21 protein-coding genes are annotated in these 16,801 nt (G+C 57.4%); 9 read left to right on the forward strand and 12 right to left on the reverse strand.

Going from position 1 to position 16,801, the window contains the following annotated elements; genetic code table 11:
* Positions 1-18 precede the first annotated feature (18 nt).
* Both ACMXYI_RS06240 and ACMXYI_RS06245 read left to right on the forward strand, forming a co-directional pair.
* Positions 19-399, forward strand: coding sequence for a RidA family protein (locus tag ACMXYI_RS06240; RefSeq protein ID WP_003229509.1), 381 nt, complete (start codon positions 19-21; stop codon positions 397-399).
* 57 nt (positions 400-456) lie between these two features.
* A complete protein-coding gene (locus ACMXYI_RS06245; RefSeq protein ID WP_415772252.1) occupies positions 457-1,197 on the forward strand; it encodes a hypothetical protein in 741 nt (246 codons plus the stop codon).
* 142 nt (positions 1,198-1,339) lie between these two features.
* Here ACMXYI_RS06245 and ACMXYI_RS06250 read toward each other — a convergent pair whose 3' ends face one another.
* Entirely contained in the window at positions 1,340-2,197 is an 858-nt protein-coding gene (locus tag ACMXYI_RS06250; protein WP_415772254.1) for an SDR family oxidoreductase, read from the reverse strand.
* A gap of 189 nt (positions 2,198-2,386) precedes the next feature.
* Between ACMXYI_RS06250 and exbB the strand changes: the two genes are divergently transcribed.
* Genes exbB through ACMXYI_RS06265 form a run of 3 tightly spaced genes read left to right on the forward strand, consistent with a single transcriptional unit; the run spans position 2,387 to position 4,542 of the window.
* Positions 2,387-3,361, forward strand: a complete 975-nt coding sequence (exbB, locus tag ACMXYI_RS06255) for a tonB-system energizer ExbB (RefSeq protein WP_415772256.1) — start codon at positions 2,387-2,389, stop codon at positions 3,359-3,361.
* Positions 3,362-3,367: 6 nt separating this feature from the next.
* Positions 3,368-3,796, forward strand: coding sequence for a TonB system transport protein ExbD (gene exbD / locus ACMXYI_RS06260; RefSeq protein ID WP_415772258.1), 429 nt, complete (start codon positions 3,368-3,370; stop codon positions 3,794-3,796).
* Positions 3,793-4,542: a TonB family protein gene (locus ACMXYI_RS06265; RefSeq protein WP_415772260.1), complete on the forward strand. Its 750-nt coding sequence runs from the start codon at positions 3,793-3,795 to the stop codon at positions 4,540-4,542. Before exbD ends, ACMXYI_RS06265 begins: the two co-directional genes overlap by 4 nt.
* A 70-nt stretch (positions 4,543-4,612) precedes the next feature.
* Here the strand turns inward: ACMXYI_RS06265 and ACMXYI_RS06270 are convergent, their stop codons facing one another.
* Both ACMXYI_RS06270 and ACMXYI_RS06275 read right to left on the reverse strand, forming a co-directional pair.
* Entirely contained in the window at positions 4,613-5,449 is an 837-nt protein-coding gene (locus ACMXYI_RS06270) for an IS3 family transposase (RefSeq protein ID WP_415772261.1), read from the reverse strand.
* Complete coding sequence (locus ACMXYI_RS06275) at positions 5,446-5,751, reverse strand: transposase (RefSeq protein WP_415772263.1); 306 nt, start codon at positions 5,749-5,751, stop codon at positions 5,446-5,448. The genes ACMXYI_RS06270 and ACMXYI_RS06275 overlap by 4 nt, the downstream gene beginning before the upstream one ends.
* Positions 5,752-6,056: 305 nt before the next feature.
* Here ACMXYI_RS06275 and ACMXYI_RS06280 point away from each other — a divergent pair, with 305 nt between their 5' ends.
* From ACMXYI_RS06280 to ACMXYI_RS06290, 3 genes are all read left to right on the forward strand, one after another.
* Positions 6,057-6,986, forward strand: coding sequence for a hydrogen peroxide-inducible genes activator (locus ACMXYI_RS06280; RefSeq protein WP_008150125.1), 930 nt, complete (start codon positions 6,057-6,059; stop codon positions 6,984-6,986).
* 9 nt (positions 6,987-6,995) lie between these two features.
* Positions 6,996-9,071, forward strand: a complete 2,076-nt coding sequence (gene recG / locus ACMXYI_RS06285; RefSeq protein ID WP_415772265.1) for an ATP-dependent DNA helicase RecG — start codon at positions 6,996-6,998, stop codon at positions 9,069-9,071.
* A gap of 78 nt (positions 9,072-9,149) precedes the next feature.
* Positions 9,150-10,550: an aminoacyl-tRNA deacylase and HDOD domain-containing protein gene (locus ACMXYI_RS06290; protein WP_415772267.1), complete on the forward strand. Its 1,401-nt coding sequence runs from the start codon at positions 9,150-9,152 to the stop codon at positions 10,548-10,550.
* Positions 10,551-10,649: 99 nt separating this feature from the next.
* Here the strand turns inward: ACMXYI_RS06290 and ACMXYI_RS06295 are convergent, their stop codons facing one another.
* The gene (locus ACMXYI_RS06295) at positions 10,650-11,039 is read right to left on the reverse strand and encodes a hypothetical protein (RefSeq protein ID WP_008150118.1); all 390 of its coding nucleotides are present in this window, start codon (positions 11,037-11,039) and stop codon (positions 10,650-10,652) included.
* A 577-nt stretch (positions 11,040-11,616) separates the two neighbouring features.
* On the opposite strand from ACMXYI_RS06295, the gene ACMXYI_RS06300 reads away from it, so the two are divergent.
* Positions 11,617-12,015, forward strand: coding sequence for a DUF6124 family protein (locus ACMXYI_RS06300; protein WP_415772269.1), 399 nt, complete (start codon positions 11,617-11,619; stop codon positions 12,013-12,015).
* Positions 12,016-12,089: 74 nt separating this feature from the next.
* Here the strand turns inward: ACMXYI_RS06300 and ACMXYI_RS06305 are convergent, their stop codons facing one another.
* The 8 genes from ACMXYI_RS06305 to ACMXYI_RS06340 form a co-directional block, all read right to left on the reverse strand.
* The gene (locus ACMXYI_RS06305) at positions 12,090-12,635 is read right to left on the reverse strand and encodes a hypothetical protein (protein ID WP_415772270.1); all 546 of its coding nucleotides are present in this window, start codon (positions 12,633-12,635) and stop codon (positions 12,090-12,092) included.
* Positions 12,636-12,648: 13 nt separating this feature from the next.
* Positions 12,649-13,224: a lysozyme inhibitor LprI family protein gene (locus ACMXYI_RS06310; protein ID WP_415773867.1), complete on the reverse strand. Its 576-nt coding sequence runs from the start codon at positions 13,222-13,224 to the stop codon at positions 12,649-12,651.
* A gap of 88 nt (positions 13,225-13,312) precedes the next feature.
* Positions 13,313-14,395: a tetratricopeptide repeat protein gene (locus ACMXYI_RS06315; protein ID WP_415772272.1), complete on the reverse strand. Its 1,083-nt coding sequence runs from the start codon at positions 14,393-14,395 to the stop codon at positions 13,313-13,315.
* A complete protein-coding gene (locus ACMXYI_RS06320) occupies positions 14,392-14,853 on the reverse strand; it encodes a hypothetical protein (RefSeq protein ID WP_415772274.1) in 462 nt (153 codons plus the stop codon). Before ACMXYI_RS06320 ends, ACMXYI_RS06315 begins: the two co-directional genes overlap by 4 nt.
* Entirely contained in the window at positions 14,829-15,266 is a 438-nt protein-coding gene (locus ACMXYI_RS06325) for a hypothetical protein (protein WP_415772276.1), read from the reverse strand. Before ACMXYI_RS06325 ends, ACMXYI_RS06320 begins: the two co-directional genes overlap by 25 nt.
* 60 nt (positions 15,267-15,326) lie before the next feature.
* Positions 15,327-15,920 carry a hypothetical protein gene (locus ACMXYI_RS06330; RefSeq protein ID WP_415772278.1) on the reverse strand — a complete coding sequence of 198 codons (594 nt, stop codon included), beginning with the start codon at positions 15,918-15,920 and terminating at the stop codon, positions 15,327-15,329.
* Positions 15,921-15,922: 2 nt separating this feature from the next.
* Positions 15,923-16,072, reverse strand: coding sequence for a hypothetical protein (locus ACMXYI_RS06335; RefSeq protein WP_415772280.1), 150 nt, complete (start codon positions 16,070-16,072; stop codon positions 15,923-15,925).
* A 163-nt stretch (positions 16,073-16,235) separates the two neighbouring features.
* Complete coding sequence (locus ACMXYI_RS06340) at positions 16,236-16,757, reverse strand: lysozyme inhibitor LprI family protein (protein WP_415772282.1); 522 nt, start codon at positions 16,755-16,757, stop codon at positions 16,236-16,238.
* Positions 16,758-16,801 lie beyond the last annotated feature (44 nt).

Raw genomic sequence — 16,801 nt, forward strand, 5'->3', positions numbered from 1 at the left:
CATTACAAGGAGTCATTCATGACCAAAACAGTTATCACCAGCGACAAGGCCCCGGCTGCCATCGGCACTTACTCCCAGGCGATCAAGGCTGGCAACACCGTTTACATGTCGGGTCAAATTCCTCTGGACCCAAAAACCATGGAACTGGTAGAAGGCTTCGAAGCCCAGACCGTCCAAGTGTTCGAGAACCTCAAAGCCGTGGCTGAAGCCGCTGGCGGTTCGTTCAAGGACATCGTCAAACTGAACATCTTCCTCACCGACCTGAGCCACTTCGCCAAGGTCAACGAGATCATGGGCAAGTACTTTGACCAGCCTTACCCTGCCCGCGCCGCCATCGGCGTAGCGGCCCTGCCAAAGGGTTCGCAGGTTGAGATGGATGCCATTCTGGTCATCGAGTAATACATCCGGCGCAGCTTTTTGAGGCTGCGCCGACTCCGTTTCTGAAAGGATTCCACCATGCGCCAAGCGCTAGCTCTCTCGCTGGTCGCCCTACTCTTGGGCGGATGTGCCAGCAACCCTGCCGATCGCGACATCAGCGGCACCTGGATCAATCAGGTGGCGATCGATGCTGCAGCCAAAGGCGGCCCCCTGCGCGAAGCGCTCCAGGCCTATGGTCCGAACCTGGAATGGGACGTCAACACCAAGGCCGGTCAGGCCCGCTACACCAATGGTTTTGAAAACGTCGACGGCAAGCTGCTGGGCGAAGAGTCCGGCGCCTGGAAAGTCGACTTTTATGGCAGCTCCGCCAGCGAGCTGAAGCGTGACGGCAAGCAACTGAGCCAAGTCGCCAGCGACAATGAGCCGGAGCAAGTCTTCGACCGCGCGCAGGTTACGGTGCCGGACGGCGCACCGATGGGTGCCAGTTTCGAACGCGCGCTGTATTCGGCCTACATGGGCGGCAGCTGGAAAGTCGTCAGCGGTCCGGGTGAAGGCAATACCGTGCAATTTCAGGCTGACGGCCAGGTTGCCGGCCTGCCGGGAGCGGATCGCTATGCCCTGTGTCTGGCGGGCGATTGCGCGTCGATGAGCGGCGGTAACGACAACATGTGGCTGCAACTCAACGGCCAGGGCAACACCTGGATCTTTGCGCGCAAGGGCAAGGAGCTGGAAATTGTGCAGGCTGTGAACACTGCTCAGGCGGACGAGATGCCTCAGTTCACGCCTGGTGAGCGCAAGTGGTTGCTCGAGAAGCAGTAACCCGCCCCTAAACAGCCAACACAAAACCAATGTGGGAGCGGGCTTGCTCGCGAAAGCGGCGTGACAGACAACAGAGATGTTGGATGTCATGGCCCCTTCGCGAGCAAGCCCGCTCCCACAATTGGTTTGTGGTGTTTGAGAGTTAGCAGCGGCCTTCGAGGATCGCAGCATAGCCTTCACGGAAACTCGGATACTTCGGTGTCCAGCCCAAGGCCTTCGCCCGGGCATTACTGCACTGCTTACTGCCAGTGCGACGCACGCTCGCGTCTTCGGCCCATTCGGTCACGCCCAGATACTCACGCAACCAGCCCACCACTTCGGCCAGCGGCGCAGGCGCATCGTCCACACCGATGTAGACGTCATCCAGCGCCACACCGCGTCGATCAGCCTCAAGCAGAAACGCCATCAACCCCGCCGCATCGTCGGCGTGAATGCGGTTGCCGTACAACGGTGGTTCGATGGCCACGCGATAACCCTGACGAACCTGCGTCAGCAGCCGTTCACGCCCCGGGCCGTAAATACCGGTCAAGCGCACGATGCTCGCCGGGATGCCGCTTTGGAGTGCCACTTGCTCCGCCTCCAGCATCAATCGACCCGAATAGCCTGTTGCAATGGTCGGCGAATTCTCATCGACCCACTCGCCATCCTGCTGGCCATACACACTGCTGCTGGAAACAAACAGCAGGCGATTGGGCTCCTGCCCGTAGTCATTCAGCCATTCCAGAACATGCTGCAAGCCCTGCACATAAGCAGCGCGATAACCGGCTTCATCGTGATCGGTGGCGGCCGCGCAATACACCAAGTAATCCACCGCACCGACTGGCCAGGTCGCCGGACAGTCTTCATTGAACAAGTCACCGGCAACGCCAATGACTCCCTTGGGCAGGCGTGAGACGTCACGCCTCAGGCCATGAACCTCCCACCCGGAAGCCAGCAATTGCGTAGCCAGACGACTGCCGACATCACCGCAGCCGGCGATCAAAACAGAAGGCGCGGACATCAGAAAACTCCCTCAAGAAAGGTACAGACTAGCGCCCGAAATGGATGAGCGGCTAGTAATGGAGGAAAAAAAGAGACGCTATTACTTTTGTTAACAAGAATTAATTGCAATAATGCCAGCCACTTTTGTTCTCGGCCTTACGAGGCCTGGAAGAGCATCTACCGTTTTTCTTTCTCAGGTCCGGCCAGCATGACACCCAATCAATTCCTCGCTTCGCCAACCAAACGACCTCGCGCCTGGAGCGCGGTGGCCGCCCTGCTGCTCAGCCTGATGCTGGCGCCGACCGCCGCTTTCGCTGACGCACAAGCGCCAGCCACTCCGGCAGCCACTGTTGCTCCAGCTCCTGCCGATCACGCCGCACCGGCCGTTACCCCGGCTGCGACCGACCCGGCCCACGCCGTAGACACCACTGCCGAAGACGTTCCTGAAGTCCTCGAAGCCGACAACTCCCTGGGCATGGCCCACGACCTGTCGCCATGGGGCATGTACCAGAACGCCGACATCATCGTGAAAATCGTGATGATCGGTCTGGCCATCGCCTCGATCATCACCTGGACCATCTGGATCGCCAAGGGTTTCGAGCTGATGGGCGCCAAGCGTCGTCTGCGCACCGAAATCTACCACCTGAAAAAAGCCACCACGCTTAAAGAAGCCAGTGTGACAGCCACCAAGCAAGGCACCCTCGCCAATTTGCTGGTGCATGACGCCCTGGAAGAGATGCGTTTGTCGGTCAACAGCCGCGAGAAAGAAGGCATCAAGGAACGCGTCGCCTTCCGCCTTGAGCGTCTGGTTGCAGCCTGCGGTCGCAACATGAGCAGCGGCACCGGCGTACTTGCCACCATCGGCTCCACTGCGCCGTTCGTAGGTTTGTTCGGTACCGTGTGGGGCATCATGAACAGCTTCATCGGCATAGCCAAAACCCAGACCACCAACCTCGCCGTCGTGGCTCCCGGCATCGCCGAAGCCCTGCTGGCCACTGCGTTGGGCCTGGTTGCTGCGATTCCAGCCGTAGTGATCTACAACGTCTTTGCCCGCTCCATTGCCGGTTATAAGGCACAAGTATCCGATGCCTCGGCTGAAGTCCTGCTGCTGGTCAGCCGTGACCTCGATCACCTGCCGACCACCGAGCGCTCCGCGCAACCCCACGTGGTCAAAGTAGGGTAATCAGCCATGGGCTTGCATTTGAAAGAAGGCGCAGACGACGATCTGGCCGAGAATCACGAAATCAACGTCACGCCGTTCATCGACGTGATGCTGGTGCTGTTGATCATCTTCATGGTGGCGGCCCCGCTCGCCACCGTGGACATCAAAGTCGACCTGCCGGCCTCCAGCGCCAAACCGGCGCCACGGCCAGAGAAACCGGTGTTCCTCAGCGTCAAGGCTGACCAACGCCTGTTCCTCGGCGAAGACGAAGTGAAAGCCCAAGCACTCGGCGCCACCCTCGACGCCAGGACCAAAGGCAAGAAAGACACGACGATCTTCTTCCAGGCCGATAAAGGCGTGGATTACGGCGACCTGATGAGCGTGATGGACAACCTGCGCTCTGCCGGTTACCTGAAGGTGGGTCTGGTCGGGCTCGAGACGGCAGTCAAGAAATGATCAGGACGCGCCAAAACCTGACGCGTTACAGCGGGAGCCTGGCCGTGGTGCTGGGCGTCCATGCGCTGGCCATTGCGCTGGCGCTGAACTGGACGTCGCGCCCACCGATCGAGCTGCCGCCGCAGGCGATGATGGTCGAGTTAGCGCCGGTACCGGCCCCGCCGCCACCAGCACCGCCGAAGGTCATAACGCCGCCACAGCCACCCGCCCCGGTGGAAGAACTGCCGATACCGAAGCTGGCTGAAGTGCCGAAGGCCGAGATCGCCGTGCCGAAACCGGTCAAACCCAAGCCAAAGCCTCAACCGCCCAAGCCTGTGGAGAAAAAGCCGGAACCGCCTAAAGAGAAGCCGTCCGAGGAAAAACCGAGCGACGCGCAACCGACTCAGGCGCCAACGGAAAAATCCGCTCAGCCGGCCCCGGGTCCATCACCGGCCCAGCAAGCGGCCAAGGCCAGCTGGCAAGGCACCCTGCTCGCTCACTTGGCCAAGTACAAGAAGTACCCGGCCAGTGCGCAGGCGCGGGGCAAGGAAGGCATGAACCGTCTGCGCTTCGTGGTCGATGCTGAAGGTAACGTGTTGTCGTTCGAACTGGTGGGCGGCTCTGGCACTGCCGATCTGGACCGGGCTACCCTGGAAATGATCCGCCGCGCCCAGCCGCTGCCCAAGCCACCGGCCGACATGTTGACCAATGGCGCCATCGAAATCGTTGCACCGTTTGTTTACTCGCTGGAAAAACGCCGGCGCTAAGACGTAATACAAAACCCTTGTAGGAGCCGAGCTGAACTGGTCAAGTAATTCCGGACACCGGTTACGGTGTTTATGCTGCCTTTTGCTCCATAGCTATCGGTGATAGGTAACCGTTGTAGCTGTGGAGCCTTGTGCGGTTGTAATACATGAAGAAGCGCACGATATCGGTTTGCGCTTCTTCTGTTGTGTCATAGCCTTTGCCCGGCACCCACTCCGATTTCAAGGTTCCGAAGAAGCGCTCAGTCGGCGCATTGTCCCAACATTGCCCACGGTGACTCATGCTCTGTTCGATTTCATATCGCTGCAGTTCATTCTGGAATCTTCGACTGGTGTATTGGCAGCCTTGATCAGAGTGAAACATCAGCCCAGATTCCCACGACCGAAGATCGGCCGCCATACGCAGGGCTTTGCTGACCAGGTTTGCGTCATTGACCAGAGAAAACGCCCAGCCAACGACACGGCGCGCATACAGGTCGATCACGATTGCCAGATGGAACCAGCGTTTACCGACCATCAGGCTCGTGACGTCGCCGCACCACACCTGATTGACGGTGTTGGGCGTGAAGTTACGTTCAAGCCGATTCGGCGCCACAAATGCCTCCACCCCTTTGGATCTGAATGGATGAGGTTGGCGCTGTTTACTGACGATGCAGGCTTCCTTCATCAAGGCCGCAGCAAGGCTTCTGCCCACCGGCAACTTCTCGGCCTTCAGACGTTTGGACATCATTCGCGACCTCATGCTCTCACGGCTTTCAGCGTGCAACCTGACCACCTGCGCCTTGAGCTCCTCCCGTCTGACCTTGGGCTGTGAGCGTCGCTGAATCCACTCATAAAAACTGCTGCGCCTGACTCCAAACACACGACATAAAGTGGCAGTCGGAAACAACTCTCTCAGCTCCGCAATCATCGAAAACGAGCGGGATCCGACATCAAGAGAGCGGTAGCCTTTTTTAAGATCTCTGCCTCCAGCTCCATCCGCTTGATTTTGGCTTTCAGCTCCTGGATCTCACGCTGATCCTCGGTAATCGCCTTGGTACCTTTGACTGGCTGTCCTTCGCGCTCCTTGCGAACCTGCTCAACCCACCGCCGCAACGCGGTCGGCCCGATATCCAGAGATGCACACACATCTGGAACCGGGCAGTTATCATCGAGCACCATGCTGGCAGCACGCAGTTTGAACTCGCGGGAATAGACCTTTCTTTCGTTCATGGAACCTCCAAGTTGGCGAAATCATATCGCCCTTAAGAGGTGTCCGGAATTATTAGGCCAGTTCAAGCTTGCTCGCGATAGCGGTATAACTGTTAACGATGATGCTGAATGTTATGGCCTCATCGCGAGCAAGCTCGGCTCCCACAGGGTTATGCCGCAGCCATAAAGGCACCGAAAGGTGCCTTTTGCATATCTGCCAGCGGCAAACCCGCTTTGCCCTGTGTCACTCAACGCACTCAGTCTGATAACGTGCGTCTATCGATTGCAGCCGGTATGCTTGGCTCGCAACTTCATGGACGCTTGCTATGACTCTTACAGAATTACGCTACATCGTTACCCTCGCCCAAGAGCAGCACTTCGGCCACGCGGCTGAGCGTTGCCATGTCAGCCAGCCGACCCTGTCGGTGGGCGTGAAAAAGCTTGAAGACGAACTCGGTGTGCTGATTTTCGAGCGCAGCAAGAGTGCCGTGCGCCTGACCCCGGTCGGTGAAGGCATTGTCGCCCAGGCGCAGAAAGTCCTGGAACAGGCCCAAGGCATCCGCGAACTGGCCCAGGCCGGCAAGAACCAGCTGACCGCGCCGCTGAAAGTCGGTGCCATCTACACCGTCGGCCCGTACCTGTTTCCGCACCTGATTCCACAACTGCACCGGGTCGCCCCGCAGATGCCGTTGTACATCGAAGAAAACTTCACCCACGTGCTGCGCGACAAACTGCGCAACGGCGAGCTCGACGCGATCATCATCGCCCTGCCATTCAACGAAGCCGACGTGCTGACCCTGCAGCTCTACGACGAGCCGTTCTACGTCCTGATGCCGGCCCAGCACCCATGGACCCAAAAAGAATCCATCGACGCCGCTCTGCTCAACGACAAGAGCCTGCTGCTGCTCGGCGAAGGCCACTGTTTCCGCGATCAAGTGTTGGAAGCCTGCCCGACCCTGGCCAAAGGCAACGACGGCGCCAAGCACACCACGGTGGAATCCAGTTCCCTGGAAACCATCCGCCACATGGTTGCGTCCGGCTTGGGTATCTCGATCCTGCCGCTGTCGGCGGTCGACAGCCATCACTACGCCCCCGGCGTGATCGAAGTGCGCCCACTGACACCTCCGGTGCCGTTCCGCACCGTGGCCATCGCCTGGCGCGCGAGCTTCCCGCGGCCGAAGGCGATTGAAATCCTCGCTGACTCCATTCGCCTGTGCTCGGTGGCCAAGCCGCAAGCACCGGTGGTTGCGGCCTAAGTCGCTGCCATGACCGAGTTGTCGCAAGTGTCGGTGACCGCACTCAAGGGTGTCGGCGAAGCCATGGCCGAGAAATTGGCCAAGGTCGGCCTGGAGAATCTCCAGGACGTGTTATTCCACCTGCCGCTGCGTTATCAGGACCGCACTCGCGTGGTCCCGATCGGCCATTTGCGACCGGGCCAGGACGCCGTGATCGAAGGCACCGTCAGCGGCGCCGACGTGGTCATGGGCCGCCGCCGCAGCCTGGTCGTCCGCTTGCAGGACGGCACAGGCGGGCTCAGCCTGCGTTTCTACCATTTCAGCAACGCCCAGAAAGAAGGCCTCAAACGCGGCACGCGCATTCGCTGCTACGGCGAAGCGCGGCCCGGTGCGTCGGGGCTGGAAATCTACCACCCGGAATACCGCGCCATCACCGGCGACGAGCCGCCGCCGGTGGACGAAACCCTGACCCCGGTTTACCCGCTCACCGAAGGCCTGACCCAACAGCGCTTGCGCCAGTTGTGCATGCAGACCCTGACGATGCTCGGCCCCACCAGCCTGCCCGACTGGCTGCCGACCGAACTGGCGCGGGACTATCAACTGGCGCCGCTGGCCGATGCGATCCGCTACTTGCACCACCCGCCCGCCGATGCCGATGTCGACGAACTCGCACTCGGTCATCACTGGGCGCAGCACCGTTTGGCTTTCGAGGAACTGCTGACCCATCAACTGTCCCAGCAGCGTCTGCGCGAGAGCATGCGTTCCCTGCGTGCGCCAGCGATGCCGAAAGCCACCCGGCTACCAGCCCAGTATCTGGCGAACCTCGGTTTCACCCCGACCGGCGCTCAGCAACGGGTCGGCAACGAAATCGCCTACGACCTCAGTCAGCACGAGCCCATGTTGCGGCTGATTCAGGGCGATGTTGGCGCGGGTAAAACCGTGGTCGCCGCCCTCGCAGCACTTCAGGCCTTGGAGGCCGGTTATCAAGTCGCACTGATGGCGCCCACCGAAATCCTCGCCGAGCAGCACTTCATCACCTTCAAGCGCTGGCTCGAACCGCTGGGTATTGAAGTCGCCTGGCTGGCCGGCAAGCTCAAAGGCAAGAACCGCGTGGCCGCACTGGAGCAGATTGCCAACGGCACACCGATGGTGGTCGGCACCCACGCCCTGTTCCAGGAAGAAGTGCAGTTCAAGAACCTCGCGCTAGCGATCATCGACGAACAGCACCGCTTCGGCGTGCAGCAGCGCCTGGCGTTGCGGCAGAAAGGTGTCGGCGGGCGGATGTGTCCGCACCAGTTGATCATGACCGCCACACCGATTCCCCGGACGCTGGCCATGAGTGCCTACGCCGACCTCGACACCTCGATCCTCGACGAACTGCCGCCCGGCCGGACCCCGGTAAACACTGTATTGGTCACCGATACACGGCGGGTGGAAGTCATCGAGCGCGTACGCGGCGCCTGCGCTGAAGGGCGTCAGGCCTATTGGGTGTGCACGCTGATCGAAGAGTCGGAAGAGCTGACCTGCCAGGCCGCCGAAACCACTTACGAAGACCTCACCGCCGCCCTCGGCGAATTGAAGGTCGGGCTGATCCACGGCCGCATGAAACCCGTCGAGAAAGCCGCCGTCATGGCCGAATTCAAGGCCGGCAACCTGCAACTGCTGGTCGCGACCACGGTGATCGAAGTCGGCGTCGACGTGCCCAACGCCAGCCTGATGATCATCGAAAACCCCGAACGCCTCGGGCTCGCGCAGCTACACCAGTTACGCGGTCGAGTCGGTCGAGGCAGCGCCGCCAGCCATTGCGTGCTGCTCTACCATCCACCGCTGTCACAGATCGGTCGTCAGCGTTTGGGCATCATGCGCGAAACCAACGACGGTTTTGTCATCGCCGAAAAAGACCTCGAACTGCGCGGCCCCGGTGAAATGCTCGGTACGCGTCAGACCGGCCTGCTGCAATTCAAGGTCGCTGACCTGATGCGCGACGCCGATCTGCTGCCCGCAGTGCGCGACGCCGCCCAAGCGCTGCTGGAGCGCTGGCCGGATCACGTCAGCCCGCTGCTCGACCGCTGGCTACGTCATGGGCAGCAATACGGCCAAGTGTGAGCACCGTCGCAGTTTCTGAACCACCGTTCTGAGCAAGCTGGTTATACTCCTGCCATTGTTTTAAAACGGATACAGACCATGACCGAAGTTGCCCTCGCACCCGCCACCCCGCACGCTCCGTCGGTTATTCGGCTGATGCTGGGCAAACTGGGTATCGCCTACGAAGAAGTCCTCGACCATCACGGCCTGAACGCCGCACGCAAAGTGCAGGCTGTTCTGCTTGATGACGCCGTGGGCACGCTCATGGTGCTGTTCCCGCAGAGCCAATTGCTGGACCTCAATAGCCTCGCCGAATTGACGGGTCGCCGCCTCACCGCCGTGTCGACCGAACGCCTGGTAAAAATGCTCGGCAAACACAACCTGAGCCTGCTGCCCGGTATGCCGGCGCTCACCAGTTCACCGTGCCTGTATGAAGAAAGCCTGCTGCGCGAGCCGAAGTTGCTGATCAACTCGGGCGAGCCGGGCGTATTGCTGGAGATCACCAGCGAAGACTTCAAGACCATGCTGACCAAGGCCAGCGCCGCCAACTTCGGCGAAGCCCTGACCAGCATTCGCCCGAACCTCGACCGCCCCCACGATGACCGCGAGGAAATCACCCAGGCCGTTCAAGCGTTCACCGCGCGGCGCATCCAGCAACGCCTGGAAGAGACCATCGAGATTCCACCGCTGGCCGAGACCGCGCAGAAAATCATCAAACTGCGCGTCGACCCCAACGCCACCATCGACGACATCACCGGCGTCGTCGAAACCGACCCGGCCCTGGCCGCACAAGTCGTGAGCTGGGCGGCGTCGCCGTACTACGCCTCGCCGGGCAAGATTCGTTCAGTGGAAGACGCCATCGTCCGGGTCCTGGGCTTCGACCTGGTGATCAACCTCGCGCTGGGCCTGGCCTTGGGCAAAACCCTGAGCCTGCCCAAAGACCACCCGCAACACACCACGCCGTACTGGCAGCAATCGATCTACACCGCCGCCGTCATCGAAGGCCTGACCCGCGCCATGCCGCGCGCCCAGCGCCCGGAAGCCGGCCTGACCTACCTCGCCGGCCTGCTGCACAACTTCGGCTACTTGCTGCTGGCCCATGTGTTCCCGCCGCACTTCTCGCTGATCTGCCGCCACCTGGAGGTCAACCCGCACCTGTGCCACAGCTACGTCGAGCAACACCTGCTTGGCATCAGCCGTGAACAGATCGGCTCGTGGCTGATGCGCTACTGGGACATGCCCGAAGAGCTGGCCACTGCGCTGCGCTTCCAGCACGACCCGGGCTACGACGGCGATTACGCCGAGTACCCGAACCTAGTGTGCCTGGCTGTGCGTTTGCTGCGTAGCCGCGGCATCGGCTCCGGGCCAGATGAAGACATCCCCGACGCACTGCTAGAGCGCGTAGGCCTGACCCGCGACAAAGCCAACGACGTGGTCAGCAAAGTCCTCGAAGCCGAAGTCCTGCTGCGTGAACTGGCTTCGCAATTCACCCAGGCCTAAAAGCTTCGCGGGCAAGCCTCGCTCCTACAAGGGACCATCGAAACCCTGTAGGAGCGAGGCTTGCCCGCGAAGAATCCAACTCGGTCTAACTGACAGACCTCAAGCCTTGGCTTTTGCCTTCGCCTTCCTCGGCTTCAAATACTTGGTCAGCCCCTGGAACCAGATCACCAGCGCCGGGTTGCCCTTGATCTGAATCGACTTGTCCTGAATCCCCGTCATAAACGCCAGCTGCTTGTTCTTCGCCTGCATCGTGGCAAAGCCATACGCCGCGTCTTTAAAGGCAATCGCAAACGCAGGCTCGGCATACACGCCGGACTTGCTGGTGATGCGCTGATCCTTCACAAAGAAATGCCGCGCCACCTTCCCGTCCAGGGTCTGTAGCTGAAACACCAATTCCTTGTCACCCAACTGCTGCTGAAACGCAGGATTAGTCCGACTGGCCTTACCCATCAACAAACCCAGCATCCACAGAAGAAAACGAAATTTCATGCGTGCAGCCTCAAGAGAAAAATGAACGGCCGGCGCAGTGTAGCGGCTTCGAGCGAGAACGCCACTGTCTGGTTGCGTTAGAAGAAGATGCGGTGCTTTTTGACGCCAATGACTACCAAGTCACGCTAACCTGATCGTTCCCACGCGCAGCAAAGGAATGCATCCAGTGACGCTCCGCGTCACCTCTCGACACCTCCCCTACACCTGAAGAAACACAATCCTGTAGGAGCTGCCGAAGGCTGCGATCTTTTGATCTTGTTCCCCTCAAACCTCTCGGATATTTCCTTCAACACGCCGGGCTGTTCGTGAACTAGGCAGTCTTCGGTATCACCGATAGTCTCTGGTGGTCGCCGCAAATCGGTGACACGGACGTGCAAGTCCGAATCCAGGTGCGCAATTGCTTATGGCTATTCGTCGAGCGTTTTCCTATGCTCGCGAATCGTTATGGCGGCTGTGCGTCGGAGACCTTCGGGTCTGCCGGTTCCTGGATCGGTCTTGCACACCAACGCACAGCTGCCACCTCTTTCGAAGTGCAAAGCGAAACGGTGTCGGTCTCTTAATTCCAGGAGATACATCTATGATCAAGCCAACACCGAATCCTCCAGAACACGAAGACACATCTCCCTACGAATCCCTCGATTCGAAGAAACTCCACGAAGCCGCCGAGCGCGCCCTAGATCTTCACCTCGGCACACCTGCGGATAAAAAACCTAAACGTCGCAATGGCGACCTCTTCAGCGTCTGCCCCGACATCAACACTGAAACCCTCCTCGCCAACGCCTCGGAAGACCTCTTGTCCATCAGCGCCATCGCCGCCGACCTCGCCGACGGTGTGGAAGGCTCACGCCGCTCCGTTGCCCTGGCGCTCAGCCGCATGGCCGACGGGGTGCGTTTGCTGGTTGAGCGAGCGCTGGATCATTTGGATGAGCCGGAAATGGCGGCGATTTTCGCCAAGCAAATAAGCCGAGTCAGCTGACCTGTAGGAGCCGGCAGTTGTAAAAAAGGGGACCTCGAGTCCCCTTTTTGAAAATCTGAAATTTCGTTTCATCACTACCCGCTAACCGCGTTAACCCCAATGGCACATCGGCCATCCTGAAGATCAGGGCGAATATTTCTATTCCCTGACTGATACCAGTCAGCAAGGGATTCGCTTTCGCAGAAAGCGTCTTTCTGAGCATCGTAATAAAACGCCACTGCATGGTTCACCATAGCGCCCCGGTTCGGTAGAAAAACCGCCAACTCAAATACGACATCGGGCACCGCCCCCTTCCTGTCATCCATCATTTTTGGTGGTCCTCGAAACGTACAAGGTGCTCCGGCAAACGCGGAGTTCAGCAGAGCGTTCTGGTAAGAGTAGATGGCACAGCTCGGTATTGAATCTTCAAACACCACCCCTCCAATAACGCCGCCCTTCCAACTTAACGCTCCGAGAGGGACTGGATGAACGTCCGTCGTACGTATCTCATTTTCCGCAGCGATAGCGGCAGTTACAGCGACAGGCAACGATTGCTCCGCTCTCAACATGATGGATACCGCGTGCGCATTGAGTGGGTAGACGAGCGACAGCGCAATAAAAAACGAAGACAAAATCTTCAAACCGATCGTTCCTCTAGCGGTTCATAGGTAACTGAAAGCGCATTCGTACAGCGCAGTAAGCTAGGTCTTCACGGAACAGACGGAAACTCATGTCGCACTGCCCGTCCGCATATTTCTTCCAAACCGGGTCGTCGAATTCACCCCCTCCCAGCAGATTGATCGAGGCCTTCAAGCCGCTTTCGCGATCCTGCCCTGCCATCAACGATGCAGCTTTGTAAAAGCCATCATTTGGCAGCCCTGTCTGTAGATAAATGAGCTCGCCCAACCGGGCATTGGTTGTCTGCGCCAAACACGCAAGATTCTCGATAGGCGCTTCGGCTCCCGGCAAAGCGGACTGGTAGATATCCTCGCAATACGCTTCTTTAAAGCGCACCCACTTTCGTTGCACATCGGTCAGTTGCTTCTTGTCTGACGGAGACAAGCTGGTCAGGGTTTTCTTGTATTGCTCATTCAAGACGGCATCGACTTTCTCGAGGCTTTGCTGACCGCAAATGATCAAATCGGGATTGGCAAAGCTGTCGTGGTTGCAGGTTTCCTGGGCTTTCGCCGAGATCATCGACGCCGCAAAAACGATGCCCGTCAACGCCATTGCAAGCCTCTTAAGTGTTGTGCTCACTGCTGGGCCTCCACGCTACTGCCAAGCTCCAATTTTTGATTCGCCACAGCCTGCCTGCCCATTACTCCACCGCTCCTTTACTGCGCTCAGCCACTCGATCAGGAATCTTCGACCCCTTGCCCGCGCCGGTCATCAACGATGCATACTGCTTGTAAGCCTGCGCCGCCCGCACTTTATCTTTCACGCCCCAGTAACTATCTGCGAGATTCAGATAGGTAACTGTTCTGCCGGGGTTTCTGGCAATAACCGCGTTCAACAGCTCAATGGACTCGTCGTAATAGCCGGACTCACCCAATAGAAAACCGACGTCGTTAGACCAGCCTGGCGATTGAGCGAAGTCATACTTTTGCGCGATGTAGCTGTGCGGATAGCAGTGGCCTTCGCCCCCATCCATCAGAAAATTCGCCATCACCGTCGAAACGGCCTCAGTCTGCCCTTTTCGATACAGCGCCAGCGCCTGGTCGAGCTGGTACGCGATATCCGACATCATCAGTTTTTTGTAGCCCTCGGCGGGTCGCTTAACGTGAAGGTCATGCAACTGCTCAAACACCTTGCGTCCATCGAAAGACGCCAACGAGGTTTCACCGATCATGCTTTTGGGTACTTCTTCAACACTGACTACCGAGTGATCACAGGACTCGTTGTTGGTTACCTGCGACACGCTTCTCAGTTCAAACCGTTTTGAGTTTTTGTCGTAGCGGAACACCAGATTGAAGTTGTAAACACCGTTATCTTCTTCGTTGCTGACCAGCACAAGCGCGTCCCCGGCTTCAGCCGAAGCCTGCTTAACTGACACGGGCTCCCCTTGTACATCGACAACCGTAAGCACACCCGCCGGACTGTTGATCACATTGACGCTGAAGCCTTCACTCATGGCCGCCGAGTATTGACTCTTGATCAACGGCAATGCCGTGGATGTGTCCAGCAGAATGTCATCGCTGGATCCTTGCTCAGGCGAGATCAGCAGTCGGTGATACGCCTCGTCAGCATCCCCGGTCAGCACAAAAACGTTTTGACGGGATGAATCGCCCAATAATTTGACCGGTATCTTCTTGATGACTTGAGGCGCGGCACCCGCGCTAGAACAACAAATCACCCACAAGAAAATCGAAAATTTCAATTTATTGACTGTAAATATCTTCACCACTGACAACCCATCTCAGGAGACGGATCCATATTCATATCGTACTGAAACGAATACTCCGCTTTAGTTTTGTAATTGGTATAGGTCATCCCATAGATACGGGCACCTTGGCTGACCATTTCATAATCCCCTGTCACCACGCCGTTAGAGACTTCTACCCAAGTGGTCGTAAATTGAGACGGCCGATCCGGGTCCATTACTTCCTCCTCAGAGCCTCGGTAGGCGAGAGTAATAGCCTCCTTTGACTTGCTGTACTTAACGCTCGCACCGCTCCATTTAGCGACCGAATCGTAATAGCTTCTGAACTCAAATTTGATGCTATTAGTTCCCAGAGATTGGAAACAATAGAGTTCAGTTGAGACTTCACTGTGCGCGGTCAGCGGACAGGCGAGCAGTAGCGCTAAAAAAAGCTTCTTCACAAACACCTCTGATTTCATTCCTTTGAAGGCTTCGCGCAACTCAACCCCTTGATCTTCGTCCCCTGCACCGGAATCACACACGCCCTACGCTCGTCGGCATCCGATCGAAGCGGCATCAGCTCCAATGTCAGATGGACACCGTCGGGCGCAACCTTCAAATCCTCAATTCCCACATAGGCATAGCCATCGTTGAACGACTTACCGTCGACGCTGCAGAAGTTGGTGGACGACAGCATCTTCCAATTAGCATCCGGTGCCAGCACCTGGATATCGAGGCACTGATCGCCAAACGTCAGCACATGGCGAACAACAACGTCCCCAATACGACCTACGCCAACCGCCCTGACGTTGCCAAGGTCGGTCACCTCGGCCATGGCAGGCAGCGCATTCAATAACAATACCAATGGGAGCAACGCTGTTCTGAACAAAGAAAACACAGACAAAGACTTCAAACCGATCATTCCTTTAATGGTTCATAGGTACTGAAAGCGCACTTTTGCGGCGCGCCAACGCTATGGCTTGTGACCCTCCACAGCCTTTTCATCAAGCGATGCCAGGCGTTTTTTAATACTCGCCGCGTCTTTATAAGGACACACCACGTCCGTCTCATTCTCCAAATCTCGGCCGTCACGGCAGTACTGCAAAACCGGATCCGGTGGATCACCCGAAAAGAATGCCAAAGACAACTGGTCACCGCGTTTAATCAGCGGCAACTCCATCGTCCAATAGGCTACCCCTTCAAATCCGCTGGTCGACTCTTTGCTTTTCATCAGCACATACATGGACTTCCCCACCTTACCCGGGGATTTGCGCTCAAAGAAAAACACCGATGCAATCTGCTCACTCTCGACCTTCCACACATAATTCAGCGTTGGCTTCGCCGTATTCGCGGGTGCGTAGAAAATTTCGGCGTAAGGGACGTGAACCTCTGTCACCTGATTTTTCAGGTTGTTTTTCAGGAAGAACACCGTGATCTCTTGCTCGCCCATGGAGGCCTCTACCGGCGGATGCAGCTCACCGATGGTTTGCGGGTCTTTTGCCGATGCAGTGAATGTCGACAAACCGAACATCGTCACCAGTGCAGAAGCTACAAAACGACCAAACATTTTCAATTCTTCAGTCCATGATTTAAAGATCGCTCAACGACACGCCGAGGAACCTCTTGCGTTTTTTCGGCGGCTTTCATCGCGCCGCTGTATTCGGTGTAGTAGTGCTGCGCCTCGTCCTTTCTGTTAAGCCGCCACAACGAATCAGCCATATTCAACATCAACACCGTGCGCTTACCACGAAAAAAGGGACACCCATTACGTCTGTGGCCTCGCTATGCGGAAAAATATGGGACAGATATATTTATGAGCACATCTAACCTCATAAATAAATCTGCCACTTTGTCGCTTCCACCACAGCCATCCTCATAGCTATTAACGTTCAGGTATTATCTTGTCCAAATATGTCGCGCGCTCCAAACTCATTCTTGCAACACATCTGTTCAACTCTGCGCTATACGCGAGCTTATCCCACTCATTCTCAAACCCTTCAAGCGGGCAATTCGTATCGCGTAATTTTATCCACGCACGTTGCGAGTCTTTCAATTTCGCCAAGAACGCTTTCTGCATCTCAGGCTGAGATTGATACTGAAAAATATATCGAGATTCGGCCCTATCGATTAGCGCCTTATAGCTATCATTAAGTTTGGTATCAGCCTCCTTTTTTGCGAGGTCTGCACATATAGAAACCTGCTGAATTGCGGTATTTTCATTACAGTCGACCTGCGCATAGGCCATTGAGGAAAGGAAAACTCCCGCCCAAATTAGAAAGTATTTATTCATGCGCACCAAAACAGCAGATAATATGCATACCTTCAACAGCAGACCGAATCGAGCAATCCCCTCACAGCTTTTGCGACAAACTATGCATATATCTCTCGCACCAGATAAAAACATCTCTTTTCCTCCCAGACACTCAACCATAATTGAAAAGTGCTCAA

The organism is Pseudomonas lyxosi (assembly GCF_047758685.1).
GTDB classification, from domain to species: Bacteria; Pseudomonadota; Gammaproteobacteria; order Pseudomonadales; family Pseudomonadaceae; genus Aquipseudomonas; species Aquipseudomonas lyxosi.

What these genes read in the sequence shown, in the direction of transcription:
- ACMXYI_RS06275 (WP_415772263.1), bottom strand. Translation starts at nt 5,751, where the DNA reads ATGAACGAAAGAAAGGTCTATTCCCGCGAGTTCAAACTGCGTGCTGCC.
- exbB (WP_415772256.1), top strand. Translation starts at nt 2,387, where the DNA reads ATGACACCCAATCAATTCCTCGCTTCGCCAACCAAACGACCTCGCGCC.
- recG (WP_415772265.1), top strand. Translation starts at nt 6,996, where the DNA reads ATGACCGAGTTGTCGCAAGTGTCGGTGACCGCACTCAAGGGTGTCGGC.
- ACMXYI_RS06340 (WP_415772282.1), bottom strand. Translation starts at nt 16,757, where the DNA reads ATGTTTTTATCTGGTGCGAGAGATATATGCATAGTTTGTCGCAAAAGC.
- ACMXYI_RS06270 (WP_415772261.1), bottom strand. Translation starts at nt 5,449, where the DNA reads ATGATTGCGGAGCTGAGAGAGTTGTTTCCGACTGCCACTTTATGTCGT.
- ACMXYI_RS06335 (WP_415772280.1), bottom strand. Translation starts at nt 16,072, where the DNA reads ATGGCTGATTCGTTGTGGCGGCTTAACAGAAAGGACGAGGCGCAGCAC.
- exbD (WP_415772258.1), top strand. Translation starts at nt 3,368, where the DNA reads ATGGGCTTGCATTTGAAAGAAGGCGCAGACGACGATCTGGCCGAGAAT.
- ACMXYI_RS06290 (WP_415772267.1), top strand. Translation starts at nt 9,150, where the DNA reads ATGACCGAAGTTGCCCTCGCACCCGCCACCCCGCACGCTCCGTCGGTT.
- ACMXYI_RS06300 (WP_415772269.1), top strand. Translation starts at nt 11,617, where the DNA reads ATGATCAAGCCAACACCGAATCCTCCAGAACACGAAGACACATCTCCC.
- ACMXYI_RS06280 (WP_008150125.1), top strand. Translation starts at nt 6,057, where the DNA reads ATGACTCTTACAGAATTACGCTACATCGTTACCCTCGCCCAAGAGCAG.
- ACMXYI_RS06265 (WP_415772260.1), top strand. Translation starts at nt 3,793, where the DNA reads ATGATCAGGACGCGCCAAAACCTGACGCGTTACAGCGGGAGCCTGGCC.
- ACMXYI_RS06310 (WP_415773867.1), bottom strand. Translation starts at nt 13,224, where the DNA reads ATGGCGTTGACGGGCATCGTTTTTGCGGCGTCGATGATCTCGGCGAAA.
- ACMXYI_RS06245 (WP_415772252.1), top strand. Translation starts at nt 457, where the DNA reads ATGCGCCAAGCGCTAGCTCTCTCGCTGGTCGCCCTACTCTTGGGCGGA.
- ACMXYI_RS06240 (WP_003229509.1), top strand. Translation starts at nt 19, where the DNA reads ATGACCAAAACAGTTATCACCAGCGACAAGGCCCCGGCTGCCATCGGC.
- ACMXYI_RS06250 (WP_415772254.1), bottom strand. Translation starts at nt 2,197, where the DNA reads ATGTCCGCGCCTTCTGTTTTGATCGCCGGCTGCGGTGATGTCGGCAGT.
- ACMXYI_RS06330 (WP_415772278.1), bottom strand. Translation starts at nt 15,920, where the DNA reads ATGTTTGGTCGTTTTGTAGCTTCTGCACTGGTGACGATGTTCGGTTTG.
- ACMXYI_RS06295 (WP_008150118.1), bottom strand. Translation starts at nt 11,039, where the DNA reads ATGAAATTTCGTTTTCTTCTGTGGATGCTGGGTTTGTTGATGGGTAAG.